General features: G+C 57.8%; 12 protein-coding genes and 3 pseudogenes. 7 read left to right on the top strand and 8 right to left on the bottom strand.

Annotated elements, in window-relative coordinates; genetic code table 11:
- Nucleotides 1-38: 38 nt before the first annotated feature.
- The 5 genes and pseudogenes from AC1MLZ_RS22250 to AC1MLZ_RS22230 form a co-directional block, all read right to left on the bottom strand.
- On the bottom strand, nt 39-449 hold the full coding sequence (locus AC1MLZ_RS22250) for a hypothetical protein (protein ID WP_480962121.1): 411 nt from the start codon (nt 447-449) through the stop codon (nt 39-41).
- A 1,140-nt stretch (nt 450-1,589) separates the two neighbouring features.
- Nucleotides 1,590-3,142, bottom strand: a pseudogene (gene tnpC / locus AC1MLZ_RS22245) (IS66 family transposase).
- A 60-nt stretch (nt 3,143-3,202) separates the two neighbouring features.
- Nucleotides 3,203-3,550: an IS66 family insertion sequence element accessory protein TnpB gene (gene tnpB / locus AC1MLZ_RS22240; RefSeq protein ID WP_043061529.1), complete on the bottom strand. Its 348-nt coding sequence runs from the start codon at nt 3,548-3,550 to the stop codon at nt 3,203-3,205.
- Entirely contained in the window at nt 3,547-3,945 is a 399-nt protein-coding gene (gene tnpA, locus AC1MLZ_RS22235; protein WP_043061528.1) for an IS66-like element accessory protein TnpA, read from the bottom strand. The genes tnpB and tnpA overlap by 4 nt, the downstream gene beginning before the upstream one ends.
- Before the next feature lie 318 nt (nt 3,946-4,263).
- Complete coding sequence (locus AC1MLZ_RS22230; RefSeq protein WP_480962120.1) at nt 4,264-5,232, bottom strand: DUF4435 domain-containing protein; 969 nt, start codon at nt 5,230-5,232, stop codon at nt 4,264-4,266.
- A gap of 57 nt (nt 5,233-5,289) precedes the next feature.
- On the opposite strand from AC1MLZ_RS22230, the gene AC1MLZ_RS22225 reads away from it, so the two are divergent.
- Together AC1MLZ_RS22225 and AC1MLZ_RS22220 are read left to right on the top strand one after the other, a co-directional pair.
- Nucleotides 5,290-5,739 (top strand): hypothetical protein, encoded by a 450-nt coding sequence (locus tag AC1MLZ_RS22225; RefSeq protein WP_480962119.1) that lies wholly within the window; start codon nt 5,290-5,292, stop codon nt 5,737-5,739.
- 229 nt (nt 5,740-5,968) lie between these two features.
- On the top strand, nt 5,969-6,286 hold the full coding sequence (locus tag AC1MLZ_RS22220) for a hypothetical protein (protein WP_480962118.1): 318 nt from the start codon (nt 5,969-5,971) through the stop codon (nt 6,284-6,286).
- Here AC1MLZ_RS22220 and AC1MLZ_RS22215 read toward each other — a convergent pair.
- Entirely contained in the window at nt 6,283-6,573 is a 291-nt protein-coding gene (locus AC1MLZ_RS22215; RefSeq protein WP_480962117.1) for a hypothetical protein, read from the bottom strand. The two genes, AC1MLZ_RS22220 and AC1MLZ_RS22215, sit on opposite strands and share 4 nt — an antisense overlap.
- 271 nt (nt 6,574-6,844) lie before the next feature.
- Nucleotides 6,845-7,696: a hypothetical protein gene (locus tag AC1MLZ_RS22210; protein ID WP_480962116.1), complete on the bottom strand. Its 852-nt coding sequence runs from the start codon at nt 7,694-7,696 to the stop codon at nt 6,845-6,847.
- A 334-nt stretch (nt 7,697-8,030) separates the two neighbouring features.
- Between AC1MLZ_RS22210 and AC1MLZ_RS22205 the strand changes: the two genes are divergently transcribed.
- On the top strand, nt 8,031-8,990 hold the full coding sequence (locus AC1MLZ_RS22205) for a helix-turn-helix transcriptional regulator (protein ID WP_480962115.1): 960 nt from the start codon (nt 8,031-8,033) through the stop codon (nt 8,988-8,990).
- Nucleotides 8,991-9,911: 921 nt separating this feature from the next.
- Here AC1MLZ_RS22205 and AC1MLZ_RS22200 read toward each other — a convergent pair.
- Complete coding sequence (locus AC1MLZ_RS22200; protein WP_480962114.1) at nt 9,912-10,319, bottom strand: hypothetical protein; 408 nt, start codon at nt 10,317-10,319, stop codon at nt 9,912-9,914.
- A gap of 198 nt (nt 10,320-10,517) precedes the next feature.
- On the opposite strand from AC1MLZ_RS22200, the gene AC1MLZ_RS22195 reads away from it, so the two are divergent.
- The 4 genes and pseudogenes from AC1MLZ_RS22195 to AC1MLZ_RS22180 form a co-directional block, all read left to right on the top strand.
- On the top strand, nt 10,518-11,207 hold the full coding sequence (locus AC1MLZ_RS22195) for a hypothetical protein (RefSeq protein ID WP_480962113.1): 690 nt from the start codon (nt 10,518-10,520) through the stop codon (nt 11,205-11,207).
- 111 nt (nt 11,208-11,318) lie between these two features.
- Nucleotides 11,319-13,259: an Ig-like domain-containing protein gene (locus AC1MLZ_RS22190; RefSeq protein WP_480962112.1), complete on the top strand. Its 1,941-nt coding sequence runs from the start codon at nt 11,319-11,321 to the stop codon at nt 13,257-13,259.
- 532 nt (nt 13,260-13,791) lie between these two features.
- Nucleotides 13,792-15,152, top strand: a pseudogene (gene tnpC, locus AC1MLZ_RS22185) (IS66 family transposase).
- 35 nt (nt 15,153-15,187) lie between these two features.
- Nucleotides 15,188-15,750, top strand: a pseudogene (locus AC1MLZ_RS22180) (IS630 family transposase); the annotation flags it as partial.
- Nucleotides 15,751-15,956: the final 206 nt, after the last annotated feature.

Genomic DNA, 15,956 nt, shown 5'->3' with positions numbered 1-15,956 from the left:
CCAGCGTCAAAAAGATAACGGTAGAAGTTCGGCCGGAGCTAGGATGGCGTGTCGACCGCCGGGTGATAATACATCGCGCTGATTTTTCCCGCCGCGTTTAGGGCCAGGAAAAAGTCGATTTTAGTGGTTGCGAAGGTAATGCGGAACAGGTGGCCGCCGGGAGGATTGCCGAGATACGTGACGGTCTGCGGGGTGCCCAGCTTGATGATCATTTCCCCGCCCTCAGGATGGTCCCGCACGGCCTTTCCGACTTCGGTCGTCAGTATGCTGTAGTCCATTTTGCCGCCCGGCGCGGCGCTCTTCAGTAGAGTTCGAACGTGCTTCTCCGCCAAGGTCGCCCCGGTGGTCATCGATGGTGCCGCTTGTTGGGCAGCGGCCGACTGAATTGCAAAAGCAAAAGCTGGCGGTGAGACGGCGAACAATGCGGCGAGGACAAGACGAATTTTCATTGCAAGGCTCCAAATCGAAAGAAGAGGAACGCCATACTGAACCGCGACAATGTTCTGACCGATTTCCGAGAAGCGATGTCGGTCCTAATGATCGCCGTTGCCCGCTTCTACCAGACAAACCGATGCGGATCGAGAGCACTATCGCATGGGCCAATTTAAGCGCACCACTTTCTTGATGGCACTCTCACAAGGAAACGGCGGCGGCTGAGGCTGGCGGGCCATTCAGCTGGGTGCTCGCTTGGGTCCTGCTTGGGGCGCTTTGGGTAGGGAAACGGGCACACCTTCGCTATAACCGGTTAATTGCCTAAACGAGCTTACAAGCTTTTGAACAGCATTTGCATCGGCTACGGCTGCTGCCGTGAGCGAAACTACAGCACCTCTGCCTTCATCCTTGCTGCACGGCGTCGAGGCGGCGGTTTGCGACGTGCTTAGTATCGCCAACGTCCGGCACAGGTCCGCCCTTCACTCCCTAAAGATACCTGCCGAGGTCGATCTTGCTGCCACGGTCTATGAGACCATAGCCGCGAGTTGGTTGGCTGGTGATGCCGATGCGAACAAAGATCGCTCGCGCCAGAACTGGCGTTGGACACTCCAACCGCAAATCGGCGCCGAGAACCGCAGCCCCGAGGTGGTGCTAGAGCGTGCCATTGCGTCAGCTGCTGCTGCGACAGACCGAACCGACTGGGCCAATCAAATCCCGGTCGCGTCTGGTCTCGTCCGAGGCGCTTCCGACGGGAGGCGCGCGATCGACCTTGGGCAGCGGCGCGGGGAGGGCCATTACGAACTCATCGAATTGAAGATCGCGAGTGACACTCCGCTATTCGCCACGATCGAACTGCTGGGTTATGTGTGCCTCTGGATACTGGCGCGCGAGGACCCGCCGGCCACCCGACCTGCGCTGCTTGCCGCCGAGCGCGTCGATTTTCGCGTGCTTGCGCCGGCGGCCTTCTACGCCTCCTTCGATCTTCGGCGCTTGGAGCGCAGGGTTGACGAAGGGCTTCGAGTGCTCGGCAACGGGCAGGGTGTATTGCTGTCGTTCGCGTATGACGTCTTGCCCGCCGCCGTTTCGACGGTGGCGCTCCCTGTAGGTGATGAGCTCCTTCACGAGCTTGAGCGTAAGCGTGCCGGGGAGACCGCGGATTATGCGGCTTGCGCCACTGGCTCCAAGGTTTGGTAGCCCAGTTCCAGGGCATGAGCTCGTCCCATCGCGCCGCTGGCCAATCAGCTGCGATCTTTCCAGTGACGTCGGCGATGTAGGCCTGCGGGTCGACGCCGTTGGCCTTGCAGGTCTGGATGACGGTGTAGATCGCCGCGGCGCGCTCGCCGCCCGTTTTCGAACCGGCGAACAGCCAGTTGCGTCGTCCGACGGCAACACCGCGCAGCGCACGTTCGGCGATATTGTTGTCGATCTCCAGGCGCCCGTCATCGAGGAAGCGGCACAGCGCGAGCCATCGCTTCGTGCCATAGGCAATAGCCTTGGCCATGTCGGACTTCGGCGACAGGCGGCGCAGTGCTGCGTCCAGTGTCTCGCGCAAGGCATCGACCAGAGGCTTCGTCTGGCTCTTCCGCGCCGCCAGCCGCACGTCGGGCGGCCTGCCGCGGACCTCGGCTTCTATGCCGTACAAGGCACCGATGCGTTCAAGAATGTCGGTGGTCAGCGGCGTGGCAACCCGCTCGTGCAGATCGAACACCTTGCGCCTGAAATGGGCCCAGCACGCGACTTCTGTGACGCCGCTTCGATAGAGCCCGTCGTAACCGGCATAGGCGTCGGCCTGGAGGAAGCCTCGAAATCCGGCGAGATGGGCTTGCGGATGTGCACCGGCGCGGTCGGTCGTGAAGCGATACCATGTCGCTGGCGGGGTCGTGTTGCCGGAGGCGCGGTTGTCGACCTCATAGACCCATAGCCGCCCGGTCGCGGTGCGTCCGCGACCGGGGTCGAGCACGGGAACTGGCGTGTCGTCCGCATGGATCTTGTCGCCTTTCAGCACCTCCTCGCGAATGCGACTGACGATGGGGTCGAGCAGCGCGGCTGCCTGACCGACCCAGCCCGCCAGCGTCGAGCGGTCGATGTCCACGCCTTGGGCCGCCATTATTTCAGACTGCCGATAAAGCGGCAGATGATGTTCGAACTTCGAGACGACGACATGCGCCAGCGTCGCAAAAGTCGCTTTTCCGCGGGCGACAGCCTTTACCGGGGCAGCCGCCTGGACGATCTTCTCACACGTCCGGCAGCTATATTTCGGTCGGACGTTCCGCACCACGCGCCAGTGCACCGGCAGGACGTCGAGCATCTCATGGGCGTCCTGCCCGAGACGGCGTAGCACACCGCCGCAGTCCGGGCATGTGCAGGCGCCGGAGGCGGGTTCGTGGACGACCTCCGCGCGTGGCAGGTGGTCAGGCAACGCGCGGACTGGTGCTGGCCGCACGGGCGTGTCTGACGAGGCCGCGCCGGTCTCCGGGACTGCGCTCTCGGTTTCCAGTTCCTCGAGCGCGAGTTCGAGTTGGGCGATCTCGCGCGTCAGCTTCTCGGAGGATGCGCCGAACTGCATCCGCCGCAGACGGGCGATCTGTCCACGCAGTGTCTCAATGAGCAGGTCGCGGGCGGCGAGTGCCGCATTGGCCCGGGCGAGCGACGCCTCCAGCACGGCAATCCGCGCCTCGGCATCAGATGGGGCAAGAGGGGCTTGCGACACCTCGTTTTCATAGCAGTTCGCGCACTCTCACACGAGCAAAAATGGCAGAAAAGCTATGTTTTAGCCTGCCAATGTTGGTGACCATGTCCGCTCTGGGCGCCGCCAGTCGATGCCCTCCAGAAGCATCGACACCTGTGCCGATGTCAGCGCCACTGTGCCGGTCGCGGTCACTGGCCAGACGAAACGCCCACGGTCCATCCGCTTCGAAAACAGGCAGAGTCCCTGACCGTCGAACCACAGCAATTTGATCAGGTCGCCGCGCTTGCCACGGAACGCGAACAGCGCACCGGAATGTGGCTTTTCCCGAAGCACCTGCTGCACCAATACCGCCAAGCCATCGAAGCCCTTGCGCATGTCAGTGACGCCGCACGCCAGGAATATCCGCGTCGATGTCGGCTGCGGGATCATCGCGCCAGCACGCCGATCACGCGCGATAGCGCCTCGGCGTCGACCGAGCTGTCGACGCTCAGCCGCACCCCCGAAGGCAGCTCGATGCCGATCTGCCCCGCGGTCCGAGCGTCCGCTGGCACCTCGACGGGCGGCGCCGACAGCATCACAGACGGCTCGCTGACCCGGACTTCGGCAAATGCGGTCTGCGGCCGGGCTGGCACTCCGCTCAGTGCACCCGACATCGCCTGGCGCCGCCAGGTGTAGATCGCGCCGCTGCCGACCTCGTGACGCTCGACCGCCGCCCGGACCGACCCATCCGGCCCAAACGCGTCACGTAGGATTGCCAGCTTCTGCTCGACCGTCCAGCGGCGTCGACCAGATACCCGACCGACAATCTCGATACGACCGCTCATACGACCGGTCGTATGACTACTCGTTACATCTGCGACTGGTTCGATAGTCTCGTCTGACATCACGGCCCCGTTCAAAGAGCCGCTATCAACCCGTCGAGCGCTCGCCCTGCAAGGCGGCCCTCAGACCGCGCTTACGCTTGAGCGGCGTACGGCTCTGCACAGCGACTGAGGGTGCCGGCACCCCTCTTTATGCACTTCCACAAAGCTACTTGTCGTACCGCAGTTTAAGGACCGTTCGGCTGAGCATCCGTTTGGCCCTACTTGGGATGCTTCCGCCAGGCTGCAGATGCCTCGTAGGGAATTTCAACTAACGGTCGATCAATCATCCCTGATCGTGTCCAACACGAGTCGCATTCCGGCAGGTTGAAACTGATCTGCCTTCATGTTCGCGATAATAATGTTACGCAGAGTGTCATACCGGATCCCACCGAACGAGCTTACGAGACGGCTAAGAATATCGCGGCCTCTGAATTCCTGCTTCCAAGTCCCGTCAGTAAGACTTTTTTCCCGGAGCTCCACTGCAGCTTGGATTCTCGAACCCAGAGCATCTTCCGAAAGATCGTGGGCTATCGTCTTTTTGATGTCGATCTGGCTTTGTACAACAGCGTTGCTCAAACTTTTTGCCGAAATGAATTCGTCACGGCTCGTTTGAACCTTAATTGCCCCTGCAAGCTTTCGGTACGTCTCCCGTTCAATCTCGTGACGCACAAGGTCGCCCAACGTTTCACGAGCACATTCAATAAGAAGATTATTTATTTTCCAAGAACTCAAATCGCGATACCCTAACATCTTAAGATATTGCAGAGCGTTAAGAATATAATTCTCTTCTAGAAGATAGTTCTCGATATGGTATCTATCCCACGTAAACACGCGTCCAGGAAGATCATTTATTGAGAGCCCTTCATCTTTGTCGCTAACTGCATAGATGCGTGCCGCGAGACCAGCTTGCTCGGAAGCCTGTTGCAATATACTTTGAACAGCCTGGACCCTTGATTTGCCTCCCGTCGAAACAAGATTTACCCGTGCCGCAAAGTCTGGGAACAGGTCACGTACTAATTCCTCGTCGAAGCGAGCTGCGCCGCCCCCTTCCAAAAACACGACCTTAGCGTTCGGTTTGTAGCTCGCCAGGTCACCGACCAAACCGATTATGGCAGTCTCTAGGCTCTCGTCCTGCCTCACAGCCACAGCCTGCTGATCGCCTTCGTACTGGCCCGCAGGTTGCATGTGATACACGCTGAAGTCGTCATGTCCAACGGACTGGCGCAGAATGGAGTCAGAGTGAGTCACTAACCAAAGTTGATTATTCAGCGCCCTACCAACATTGCCTGTGAAGCGTGGAAGCCGATGTCTAAACTCTCGGAGCGGCAATTTGGTGCATATGCGGCAGCTTACCTTCTCCAGACAAAAACCGTCGCACCCGACTTATCCAATAAGGCTGTTGAGCTTCGTAATCGTGTAGCTCATCAGGGTTACCTACCCACACGCGACGAAGCTCTAAAATTTGGAAAAGACGTAGCCGATTGTGCCTATCCGGTGCTCCATTTACTCGGAAGCGAGCCATTCCGGCAAAGCGTATCTGATTTCGGCTTTGATTTGTTGAAGGCGCGCGGAAAGGTTGCAGTCGATTCGGAATGTCTCAGGTCCACAATGGCCTTATCAACAGTTTTAAACGTGACCGAAGATGCTGCGCCTGTGTCAATTGCCGCGGCAGTCAAGCAATATGCTGAACGACCGGACCTCGCTCGTGCCGTGGGCGAAGCAAAGGCGTTTGGACAAGAGAAGGGCCACCGTTAGTCAGCAGCCAGCCCTTGGGAGTTCCTTCGCGCGTTCACGGAGGGCGACGGAGTCGGAGCTCCGCGCAGGTACGGCACCCACCGAGTTTACGAACCGCCCCCGCCAAGAGCATGTGGACACCGAAGCTAAGTTATCAGCGGCCTGAAAACGGGGAGCACGTCAAGTTCAGCGGACATTCTGAGCATGCGCCGGGGTTGACGGCTGTGCCGATCGCAACGATCACGGAACTATGACGTTTCTTGCGATCCTCGCCGTTGCGGCGGCTGCTTCGAGCGCTTCGGCCGAACGCGCCGACTGGTACGACTGCCTGGACCGCTACGCACAAGTCGCTGTTCTCGGCAGCCGTCCCGCGCCGACGCTGGCTAGGGACGCGTTAGCGGCCTGTTCCGACAAACGGAAACTCCTCCAACTTCAGCTACGGCGTGCTCGAGCTGCCGGTGGCCAGGGGCCTGACACGCCGGCAGTTGTGGCAGCCCTCGCCGATGAAGATCGCGACGCGGTTATGCGGGTGATCGCCTTTGTAAACCGTGATCGGCGACTGCGTTAACGAACAGGGTGGGTGCCGTCCTGCAAACCCTGCTTATAGAGGTTGCAGTCCATCGTGAGCGTCAACCGCCCATAGGTGGAGAGCCCGTTCCGATCAGCATAGCTTTTTATATGACCCTCCGGGTCGGCGCTGCGCAGAGCACCCCGACAGATGCGGATGATTGCAGGAAGCTGCCGTCTTATTCGCTGTTCTGCAGCGCGTACCTCCGCGCTAGCCGCTGGCCGCAGTCCTTCGTCGGGACGCAGCGCATCAACGGCTTGGGTTAAAAGCAAGAGGGCAACGAACATCAACAGCGTTGTAGCTCGTCCGGATCGTCACGCAACATGACTCCGCCTTCTTAGCGTTTGCGGTCTCTGGCAAACCCGGGGCGGTTCACATCGACGAGTATAAGGCGCGCATCACTGCGGAAGAGCACAGTCGCCCATCGTAAGCTTTTTCGCTCTGGTTGAGCGGCGGTGTGATCAAGCCCCGCGACCGGATTAGGGTTGCGGGGCAGATCATTGGCGGCAATCCGCCAGGGTGGACCGCCTGTTGTACAAGGACGGACCCGCCCCCAAGCTACTCTGGGAACCCATAGTAATAGTAGGTGTGTCCATTGAGCTCCTGCGAGCCGAGGATGGTCAAGGTAATTCCATCGGGCGATACTAGATCGATTTGGCCACCCGGATGCTGCGAAGGATCGGTTGAAACCCCGCCAGTCGCTCCGGGAAGGTCGAGGACTTTGTTGTGGGCGAACGTGATGAAGCCGTCGCCATCTTCGTTCCAGATTGCAGAGGTGGTTACAATCCTGTCGCCCGATCCAAAGCCGGAGATAGTGTCAAAGCCGAGGTTAAGGCCCAGTGCAGTATCATAGAGGAAATAGTCCACGCCCGCAGTTCCGGTAAGGCCATCGTTACCAACAGTCCCTTCTACGACGTTGACTTGAGAACCGTTAGCTTGCCCTAATGGACCGTCGACACCGGTGTTGAAGTAATTTATGAGTTCGACCCTTGTAGAAGCATCCGCGTAAACGAACGACGCATCTTGGCCGGTTGCACTGGTTTTTGATCCAAGCTCTCGAACGGCGTAGATTGCTCCGTTTTGCTCGTTGATCCTATTAAATTGGGCCGATCCAGCTTTGGATGAGCTAGATCTTTCAACGTCTAGGCGTGCGTTCGCACCCAATACGATATATCCATCGTTGTTACCATCAAAAATCTCAGCCTTGGCTAAGAGGGAGTCGTTGAAGCCAAAGCCGGTGAAGAATTTATCACCAACCGATTTCCCGCCTTTCGTATTATCAAAGGCATATGCATCAGCGCCAAATGTGCCCACCTGCGTGTCATCAGGGTCGTCGATGCCATTTGGGCTGTCGTCGAGATCGAAATTAGTGACAGTAGCACCTACGACCAGCGTATTATTCGTAGCCATCTTCTTCTCCCTGTTATCCTGCGATCGTGATTCATTACATCATCAGTGGCAATTGCCTGCAAGTCGAGTATTAAACTAACACAGGTTAGCTACTGAGACCTTTAGTAGATCATCAGAATCTCTAACGCGTTCATCTGTAAAACATGGTAAACGAGCTTGCGTCACCCGTTTGGGTGAGTCGTGAAACTCATTTCGTTTCTTTTGGGGGCAAAAGATGAAAATGGATCCACTTGCATTAATTGGTCCGATATATGAGGCTGGCCTTGTGCCAAGCCTTTGGCCTCAAGTGCTTGAACTAGTTGCACGATTTTTTGACGCTCGCGGCGCGCTCCTTATGGTGAAGTCCGGCGAGGACGAGCGCTGGACAGCGTCTCCTTTGCTAGCGCCAATCATGCGTGAGTTTGTAGAGCAGGGGTGGACGGCGCATAACGAGCGGGCTGTGCGATGCAGGGCATTTGCGGAGCATCCCGGCTTCTTGACAGATGCCGACGTGATGACACCTGCGGAACTGGCAGGGCTTCCAATCTATACGGAGTTTCTCAAACCGCGCGGCCTTGATGCAGGCGCGGGGACGATCATACGCGGCATCGACCTTGATGATCTGACGCTCACGGTTGAGGGCTTTAAGAGCCAAGAGGCTGCGAAAGCTGCGATCGAAAGTCTGAACTTTCTAAGGCCACATTTGGCTCGAGCCGCGGCGATTTCGGCGCGTATTAAGGAAGCTCAGGCGCATGCCGTCACGGATGCACTTGCAGTGGTAGGGAGCGCATCCGCGGTTTTGACCCTCGAAGGGCGGCTAATCAGCGCGAACTCGCTCTTTGTGAAATGGCTGGGCGGCATAATGATTGAGCGAAGCGGCAGACTGTGCTTTTCGGATAGTGTCGTGGAGAGTCAATTCGGCGAGGTGCTGCGACAAGCGAGTGTCGGGCAAGGTCGGTCGATTGCCGTCAGGAAGCATGGTATTCCTCAATTCGTGCTGCATGCTGCTCCACTCAATGCAGCGGCACAAAATGTGTTCAAAGACGGCCAAGTCATAGTGGTTTTAGACGTACCGGGAGGTTCCTCGGTCATGGAGGTGGACATCATCCGCACTCTTTACGATCTTACCCCAGCGGAGGCAAAAGTCGCTCACTTCGTCGCGGACGGTGGGACCCCCGCTGAAGCAGCAAGCATGCTTGGCGTCTCTACCGAAACGATCCGTACGCACTTGAAGCGCACGTTTGCCAAAACCGGTGTGAGGAGACAAGCCGAACTGACGTTGCAATTACGAAGCGGAACGCATCCTTTCCGCTAACTTATGGCAACTGTTTGGTGCTGCGAACGGCTGGCGTTTGAAGCGGCTGCTGTGTATAGCGCAGGCCGACTTTTTGGGATTTCCCAAGCCAATGCACTTTCACTATTCCTCGTCGTGCCGACGAACTCAACTTAACAGTATCTGCCGTCTATCGCGGATTTATTGGTAGGTTTTCAGAACGTCGTGCTGGCTAAAAACTAGAAGTAGCTCTTACATTTAGAGATCTAGCAATGCGGTCTTAGCATTAAGGAGAGCTCAAGCTGTCTACTGCAGCGAGTTTTGCTAAAGATCGCTTTTAGCTGACTTCGTACTGTGGCGAGCGAGGTGCCACGGCGAGCGGCGATATCGGGAATTTGCACACCGCTTACCAACAGTCGCCCAACCTCCGCTTCTGATTGGATTAACCCGAAAATGGCCATCAGCGTGTTGTCAGTCGGTGCCTCTACCGCTCGGGGCAATCTGAACACGAGCATGGCACGTGATTGAGAAAGTGGACCGGATGTACGTCGCGGTAATGGGCAGAGATCAGCAATTAGTGGTCGTGACTGGCCTGCATCGCGACAGGTGAGCGAGACGGCGCCATGCCAATGAGTGGAGTCGAGTGTCATCATCGCAAATGCGCGCGCCAGCTCAACCTCCGCGCGATGGCACGTTGGAACAAGGCGGCCACGGATCATGCGCAGGTGACCGCCGCCACGGAGCAAGGTCTCCATAACCGCTTACAAGGCAACGATTCCCATGTCCGCCCCAAGCATCACAGCCGCCCCCACAAGGTTTTCGGCGGTCACCAAGCTCGCTTGGTCGATAGTTGATCCGAGCACGATGGAAGCCTTGACGACTGCGCTTATCGCGGGCGCGAGCGCAGTGATGAAGCGCATCTCGACAGGATCGACAGACCGCGCACAGCAGGCCGATGAATGCTTAGGGTTGCACACAAATCATCGGTAGTATCGAGCCGCAGCATGGCGCATATCGGCACGTCGTATTCTCGGAAAAGTCCCGTGTAAATGCTGATCTTCCCAGCATCTCGGGCGAGATAAAGTCGTTGTCGGTAATGCAGTGAAGAGGCCGCGCATTGGTAAGCGCACGGGTACGAGGATTCTGTGCGGGATCAGGCCCACCGGCCTTGTAATAGGCGACCTGCTCATCCTCGCTGCAGTCAACTACCATGTTGAACAACAGGTCGCCGCTGGCATTGAGAGCGGCGAGTTGCCCGATACGGCCCTTCGTGATCGACCTCACAGCGGTCAACGCGTCCGACCACTCTAACATACCCATTGCCGCCGAGCGAAATCGCTCGATGACGTCATTCCCATCATCGTCGGTCATCTTGTCCGCCCCCCCCCCCAAAGAATGCTTGCCTAATTTATCACTAAAGAAATGCCTTAATGCAAGGGTATCACCTGTTTGGGGGATGCGAACGCCCGGGCACTTAGGCATCTATTTCGGCGTCCAAAAGGGAAAACGGTAACGCTTGAACTGATCCGTCACGCGATAGCGCTGCCGTTGATTAAACGGGGGATTTCTATGTTAATCTTGAAGTTTGCATGCACGATGCCGCTAGCGTTCGCTATGATGTTCCCGGAGGCGGCAGCTGCTCAGGATGCATCTCAAGATGATGAACGCTCGGGAATCTCGGTCGGCTTAACGGCAGGTACGCTAGGCATAGGTCCCGAGGTGGGCTTCCGCATTTCCGATCATGTTGGTTTTCGCGGCAGTGCAACCTTCATTGGCATTAATGGCCACTACGACTCAGATGACATTGAATATGACGGAAAGATCAAGCTGAAGTCGTTTGGCGCGATGTTTGATGTCTATCCGATGGGAGGGCATTTTCGTATCTCCGGCGGCGCTCGCATCAACAAGAGCTATGTCCGGCTCGACGCGATGCCGACGCAGGATGTGGAGGTCGGAGATAGCCTTTACACACCAACCCAAATTGGGACGTTGAAAGGGCGAGCCGAGGTAAAGAATTTTGCTCCCGCCCTTACGTTAGGTTGGAGCGGTAGCAATCGTAAGGGCTTCACCCTCGGCTTCGACGCGGGTGTTTTATTCCAGGGTGCGGTCAAAGTGCGACAGTTCACCGCGACAGGCGGACTGGCAGTCGATGCCGCGTTCCGAGACGATCTGGAGCGAGAGCGGCTCAGTCTGCAAGATGACGTAAACGACTATAAGGTTTACCCGATTGTTCAACTGTCCGCTGGCTACCGTTTTTGAGTTCTCAGGTTTATGCCTGATGAATAGACATTAGCTATATCAAGTAAGTAACTAGAATACTACTCAACCAGAGAGAAGTGCTTCCGCTACCCTTATAAGGAGTATTTAGTCATGTCTTTGTCAACAAACTATACATTTGTAGGTAAGGGTAACTGGTCGCTTGACGGGGTTGGGGGGCAGGCAACAGGTGGCGGCGTCATCTCGACGATTGTGCCCGAAGGATCGCGAGTAGAAGCTGCGTTTCTTTATAGCACAAGTTACGGCAACGGAAACGTGTCGTCCGTCAACTTAGCTGGTGGTGGCGGCGACATCACGGTTGGTGGTTTTGTAGCTCTTGGTGTGACGGCTGGCGGTGAAGGGCTTCAGGCATTGCGGGCCGACATCACCACGTTCGTTCGGGAAGCGGTCGGAGACGGCGATGAAACGCCGTTCGACTTCAGTCTCTCCGGCATTGTCGGATCTGGTGTGGACGGCTTTACGCTAGTCGTGGTCTATTCCAATCCAGACGAGAGCACCCGCACGATCAGCCTGCTTGACGGGTTTAGTAATCCCAGCGGAGACGCATTTACTCTCGATTTTGCTGATCCGGTTGATACTACGCAGTCTGGATTTCAAGCGCTCATGTCGCTCGGTATCGGCTTTGGCTTTCAAGGCACCGCTCAGTTTTCAACCGTCACTGTCGGCGGGCGTCAACTGACGACATCGGCAGGCGGGGCGGATGACGGTGCCGAGGCGAATGGCGGTTTGGTGACGATCGGCGGCATTGGCGATAGCGCAGCCAACCCCAACCCGACCGCTCTCCCAGACGGCGACGACCGGATCGATGACGAACTTTATGATCTGGCACAGGGCAACTCGGCGGATGCGGCACCGTTCTTGGCCAACGGCGCGAGCGGACTTAACGTAACAACGGCAAATCCGTCCAATAACGACAATATCTTTTTCGCCGGACTCAACATCACGGCGATCGTAGCAGTAGGCACAGACGGAAATGATGCTCCTGTAGCAGTTGGCGATGATGTGAGGGTCGACGAGAACGCTGTGATATCATTCAACGTGCTCGGTAATGATTTCGATCCCGACGATGACGATGCCTTCACGATTACCGCCGTAAATACCGCGGGTCTGAAAGGTACGCTAACCGATAACGGCAAGGGAAACTTCTCGTATAATCCAGAAGGCGCCTTCGGTAGTGACTTAGGCGAGGGGGATAACGAGACAACGTCCTTCACATATACCATTTTTGATGGAGAAGAGACTGCGTCTGCAACCGTGACCATTACCGTTGATGGCGTCGATGAAGACGGGCCTCCAGACCTCGATCCACAGATTCCCGACTGCTACACGCTTACTCGGTTCGGCACGCAGAATGGCGCACTTGAACCTGATCAATTTTTAACCGGACCTGTAGGAGCGAATACCTTTTATTTTGCCCCCTCGGCAGACACAGGTGATGATAGGGTAACTAATTTTGAAAGTGCAGACATCCTCGTCACAGACTCGTTGTTGCGTGACGGCAACGGTGACGGGATCATTGCGTTCGGGGCAAACGGCGTGCTTGATCTCGATGCGTTGGCAAGAAATAATACAGTTTCCATTGACGGCGTGTCGGCCCTCCGGTTCCTCGGCGAAGCCTGTGAAGGTGTCTTCGTCTATGCTGATGCAATGGTTAGACCTCTCGGTGCCATCGAGAGTAAGCTGAGCAATGACGTCTTGGTTGGCTTAATTCAGAACACGAAAAGCGAGATATTTTTCTTCGACACGGCGCTGGGGCTGAACCTCGGCAATGATACTATTACAGGTTTTGGGACGGCCGATGTTCTAGTGACTACGACGAAGATCCGAGACGGCAACGGCGACGATATTATCGGTTTTGGAAGCGACCTAGCGCTCGATCTGCCGGGTACCGAGGGTGGCGACGTCGCGTTAAAAAATGACACGGGTGCTAATATCCGTTCCCTTGAATATGACGGGGCGGTCGAGCGGGATGGAGTAACATACTACGTTTACAGCGGCGTGGGATCGTCCGCAGGTGTCGACGTCTTTGGCTGACCTCAATAGTTCTGAAGAGTTTGAGATACAGTGGCAGCCAGCTTCAGTGCGAGATAGAGGAGGGGCCGGAGGAGGCCGACATTTACCAGTCCGGGAAACCCACGATCGAGATGGACGTAAAGGGTTGCGTTTACCTGCGGGACTGGGCCAGTCCGCAGGTATGGCGCAGGTCGGCTTCTCGGCTTTTCCCAAGCCAAAGCGCTTTCGCAAGGAAACGGCTGATCGGCGATCTCACCACAAACTGGGAAGCGGCTGGGTGCCGCCGCCGTGAAGTAGGCTACTGGCCTATAAGTATATGTAAACGCCCGGCTAATCCCCGTGCGTCACTAGCCTTCGTAATGCGGGGGTCACAGGTTCGAGTCCTGTAAGCGGCATCACCCTTCAAAAATCGTCGGTAAATCAATCGTTTAAATCACGGTCCCGAGCGGATCGTCGCACAACGGTGTCGCACACACCTGCCCCCGAACCGTAACTGCTCACCGGGTTGGCAGGAAAGGGTTGCGGAGTGCGCGTGTATCTGATTCATCCTGCCATGCCGCTTCCACCTCGCTTCAGGCTGAGTGACGCTGACAAGGATGCGCTGCTGGCGCAGCAGCAGGATATGATCGAGCGGCTGGTCGCTCGGATCACAGAGCTCGAAGCACTCGTAGGCAAGCCTCGCAAGACGTCGGTCAACTCGCATATTCCGCCGTCGAAGGACGGAATTGGCCGTGACAGGAAGAGGCGCAAGCTATCTGGTGGGCCGCGGCCGGCTCGAGAAGGCAAGGCGCGGCCGCTGACGGAGACGCCGGACAAGACCGAGCGCCGGATTACAGATGCCTGCGGTCATTGCGGGACGGATGTGTCGAGCACCTCCCAGCGCTGCCGGCATCGCTACGGTCATATCGACCTGCCCCCCGATCCGACCGGTCGTGACGCGGGTAGAGCTGTTCGGTGGTCGCTGCGGGGGCTGTGGCCGACGCTATCGCGCCGAGGCTGCGGCGGGCATGCAGCCGGGTACGCCGTTTGGACCCGGCATCCGCTCGCTGCTCGCCTACCTGCACCACAGCCATCATGTCGGGTTCCAGCGTCTGTCGCGGCTTGCGGCCGAGATGTTCGGCCTGACCATCTCCGAAGGCGCTATCGCCAACATCTTCAGGCGCATGGGTCAGGACATGGCCACCGCGACGAGCGCAATCGGTGAGAAGCTGCGCAGCGCGCGGATCATCGCCTCGGACGAAACGACGACGCGGACCAACGGCATGATCCAGTGGCAGTGGGTGTTCATCTCGGACCAGGCGGTGCTGCACAAGGTCGCGCCAAGCCGGGCACGCCGTGTCGCCGCAGAAGTGCTCGGAGATCACCGGCCCGACGTCTGGGTGTCCGACCGCTATGCCGGCCAGCAGGATCTGGCCGGAGCGCATCAGGTCTGCCTCGCTCATGTTCTGCGTGACGTTCAGTACGCCATCGATTGGGGCGATACGATCTTCGCCCCCACGATCCGCAAACATCTGCGATGGGCGATGGGCGATCGGGGTCGGCAGGCGACGACACACTCTCAAGGACAGCACCTTGGTGAGCTACGCCGCAAAAGCGGTTCTCAAACTGTCCAAGCTGATGCGCAAACCTGTCGCGCATCCTGCAGGGAGAGCGCTGCTCAAGCAGATCAAAGCCTGGCGGACGAAGTTCTTCGTCTTCCTCACCAACCGTGAAGTACCCGCCACCAACACCATCTCCGAACGCGAGATCCGCCCCTCGGTCGTGTTCCGAAAGGTCACCAACGGCTTCCGCTCAGACTGGGGTGCCCAGATCCGTGCCGGATACCGCTCCGTCACCGGGGCCGCCCGCCTCAGCGGAAAATCTGCGCTCGCGGCTGTGCGCGACCTTGTCGATGGTAAGTTCGCCCTCGCCTGATCAGGTCACCGCGCGCAACTCCGTGAGCAATTACCCTGAAGCGGCGCGAGGAATGGTTCGACGGCCAGCTCGATCTCGATCCCGAGCAGCTCATCTTCATCGATGAGACCTGGGCATCGACGAACATGGCACGTCGCTATGCAGAGCGCCATGCGGCGAACGGTTGCGGGCCGGCGTGCCGCACGGGCACTGGAAAACCACCACTTTCGTTGCGGGTCTGAGCCGTACGGGCATGATCGCATCCTGGGTTCTTGACGGGCCAATGAACGGTGATGCCTTCACCACCTACGTGACCCGCGTCCTGGTGCCCGAGCTCTCACCGGGCAATGTCGTCATCATGGACAACCTGTCGAGCCATAAGGCGCCAGCCGTGCGCGCCGCCATCGAAGCCGCAGGTGCCAGGCTCCTGTTCCTTCCGCCTTACAGCCCCAACTTGAGCCCCATCGAGGTGGCCTTCTCCAAGCTGAAGGCGCATCTCCGAAAAGCGGCCGAGCGGGCCATCCACGGCCTTTGGGATGTCATCGGCCGTATCGTCGACCTCTACTCGCCCCAGGAATGCTCAAACTATTTCGCAGCCGCTGCTTACGATGCAGACTGATCAGAAACCGCTCTAAGTCCGCAGAATGTGAGCGTTAAGGTGATACGCTGAGATTTGCGTACGGCAGAGGAACCCACCGGCGCAGCGCGTTAGTCGTGCACGCCGCCTTGTGCTATTTGCTAGGCCTGAGGATCGAGAGGAACGAAATGACCGAAATCGACGACGCTGCGGACTGACTGATCGGGAAGTCGACGGACGGGCTCTTA

This window comes from Sphingomonas sp. PEI4, from assembly GCF_056679955.1.
The sequence above is the reverse complement of the archived record's forward strand: the minus strand, read 5'-3'. Positions and strand labels throughout refer to the sequence as shown.

Excerpts from the sequence above, each read along its gene's own strand:
- AC1MLZ_RS22220 (WP_480962118.1), top strand. The coding sequence starts at position 5,969 with ATGACGTTTCTTGCGATCCTCGCCGTTGCGGCGGCTGCTTCGAGCGCT.
- tnpB (WP_043061529.1), bottom strand. The coding sequence starts at position 3,550 with ATGATCCCGCAGCCGACATCGACGCGGATATTCCTGGCGTGCGGCGTC.
- AC1MLZ_RS22205 (WP_480962115.1), top strand. The coding sequence starts at position 8,031 with ATGGTGAAGTCCGGCGAGGACGAGCGCTGGACAGCGTCTCCTTTGCTA.
- AC1MLZ_RS22190 (WP_480962112.1), top strand. The coding sequence starts at position 11,319 with ATGTCTTTGTCAACAAACTATACATTTGTAGGTAAGGGTAACTGGTCG.
- AC1MLZ_RS22195 (WP_480962113.1), top strand. The coding sequence starts at position 10,518 with ATGTTAATCTTGAAGTTTGCATGCACGATGCCGCTAGCGTTCGCTATG.
- tnpA (WP_043061528.1), bottom strand. The coding sequence starts at position 3,945 with ATGAGCGGTCGTATCGAGATTGTCGGTCGGGTATCTGGTCGACGCCGC.
- AC1MLZ_RS22215 (WP_480962117.1), bottom strand. The coding sequence starts at position 6,573 with ATGTTCGTTGCCCTCTTGCTTTTAACCCAAGCCGTTGATGCGCTGCGT.
- AC1MLZ_RS22200 (WP_480962114.1), bottom strand. The coding sequence starts at position 10,319 with ATGACCGACGATGATGGGAATGACGTCATCGAGCGATTTCGCTCGGCG.
- AC1MLZ_RS22250 (WP_480962121.1), bottom strand. The coding sequence starts at position 449 with ATGAAAATTCGTCTTGTCCTCGCCGCATTGTTCGCCGTCTCACCGCCA.
- AC1MLZ_RS22210 (WP_480962116.1), bottom strand. The coding sequence starts at position 7,696 with ATGGCTACGAATAATACGCTGGTCGTAGGTGCTACTGTCACTAATTTC.
- AC1MLZ_RS22225 (WP_480962119.1), top strand. The coding sequence starts at position 5,290 with ATGTCTAAACTCTCGGAGCGGCAATTTGGTGCATATGCGGCAGCTTAC.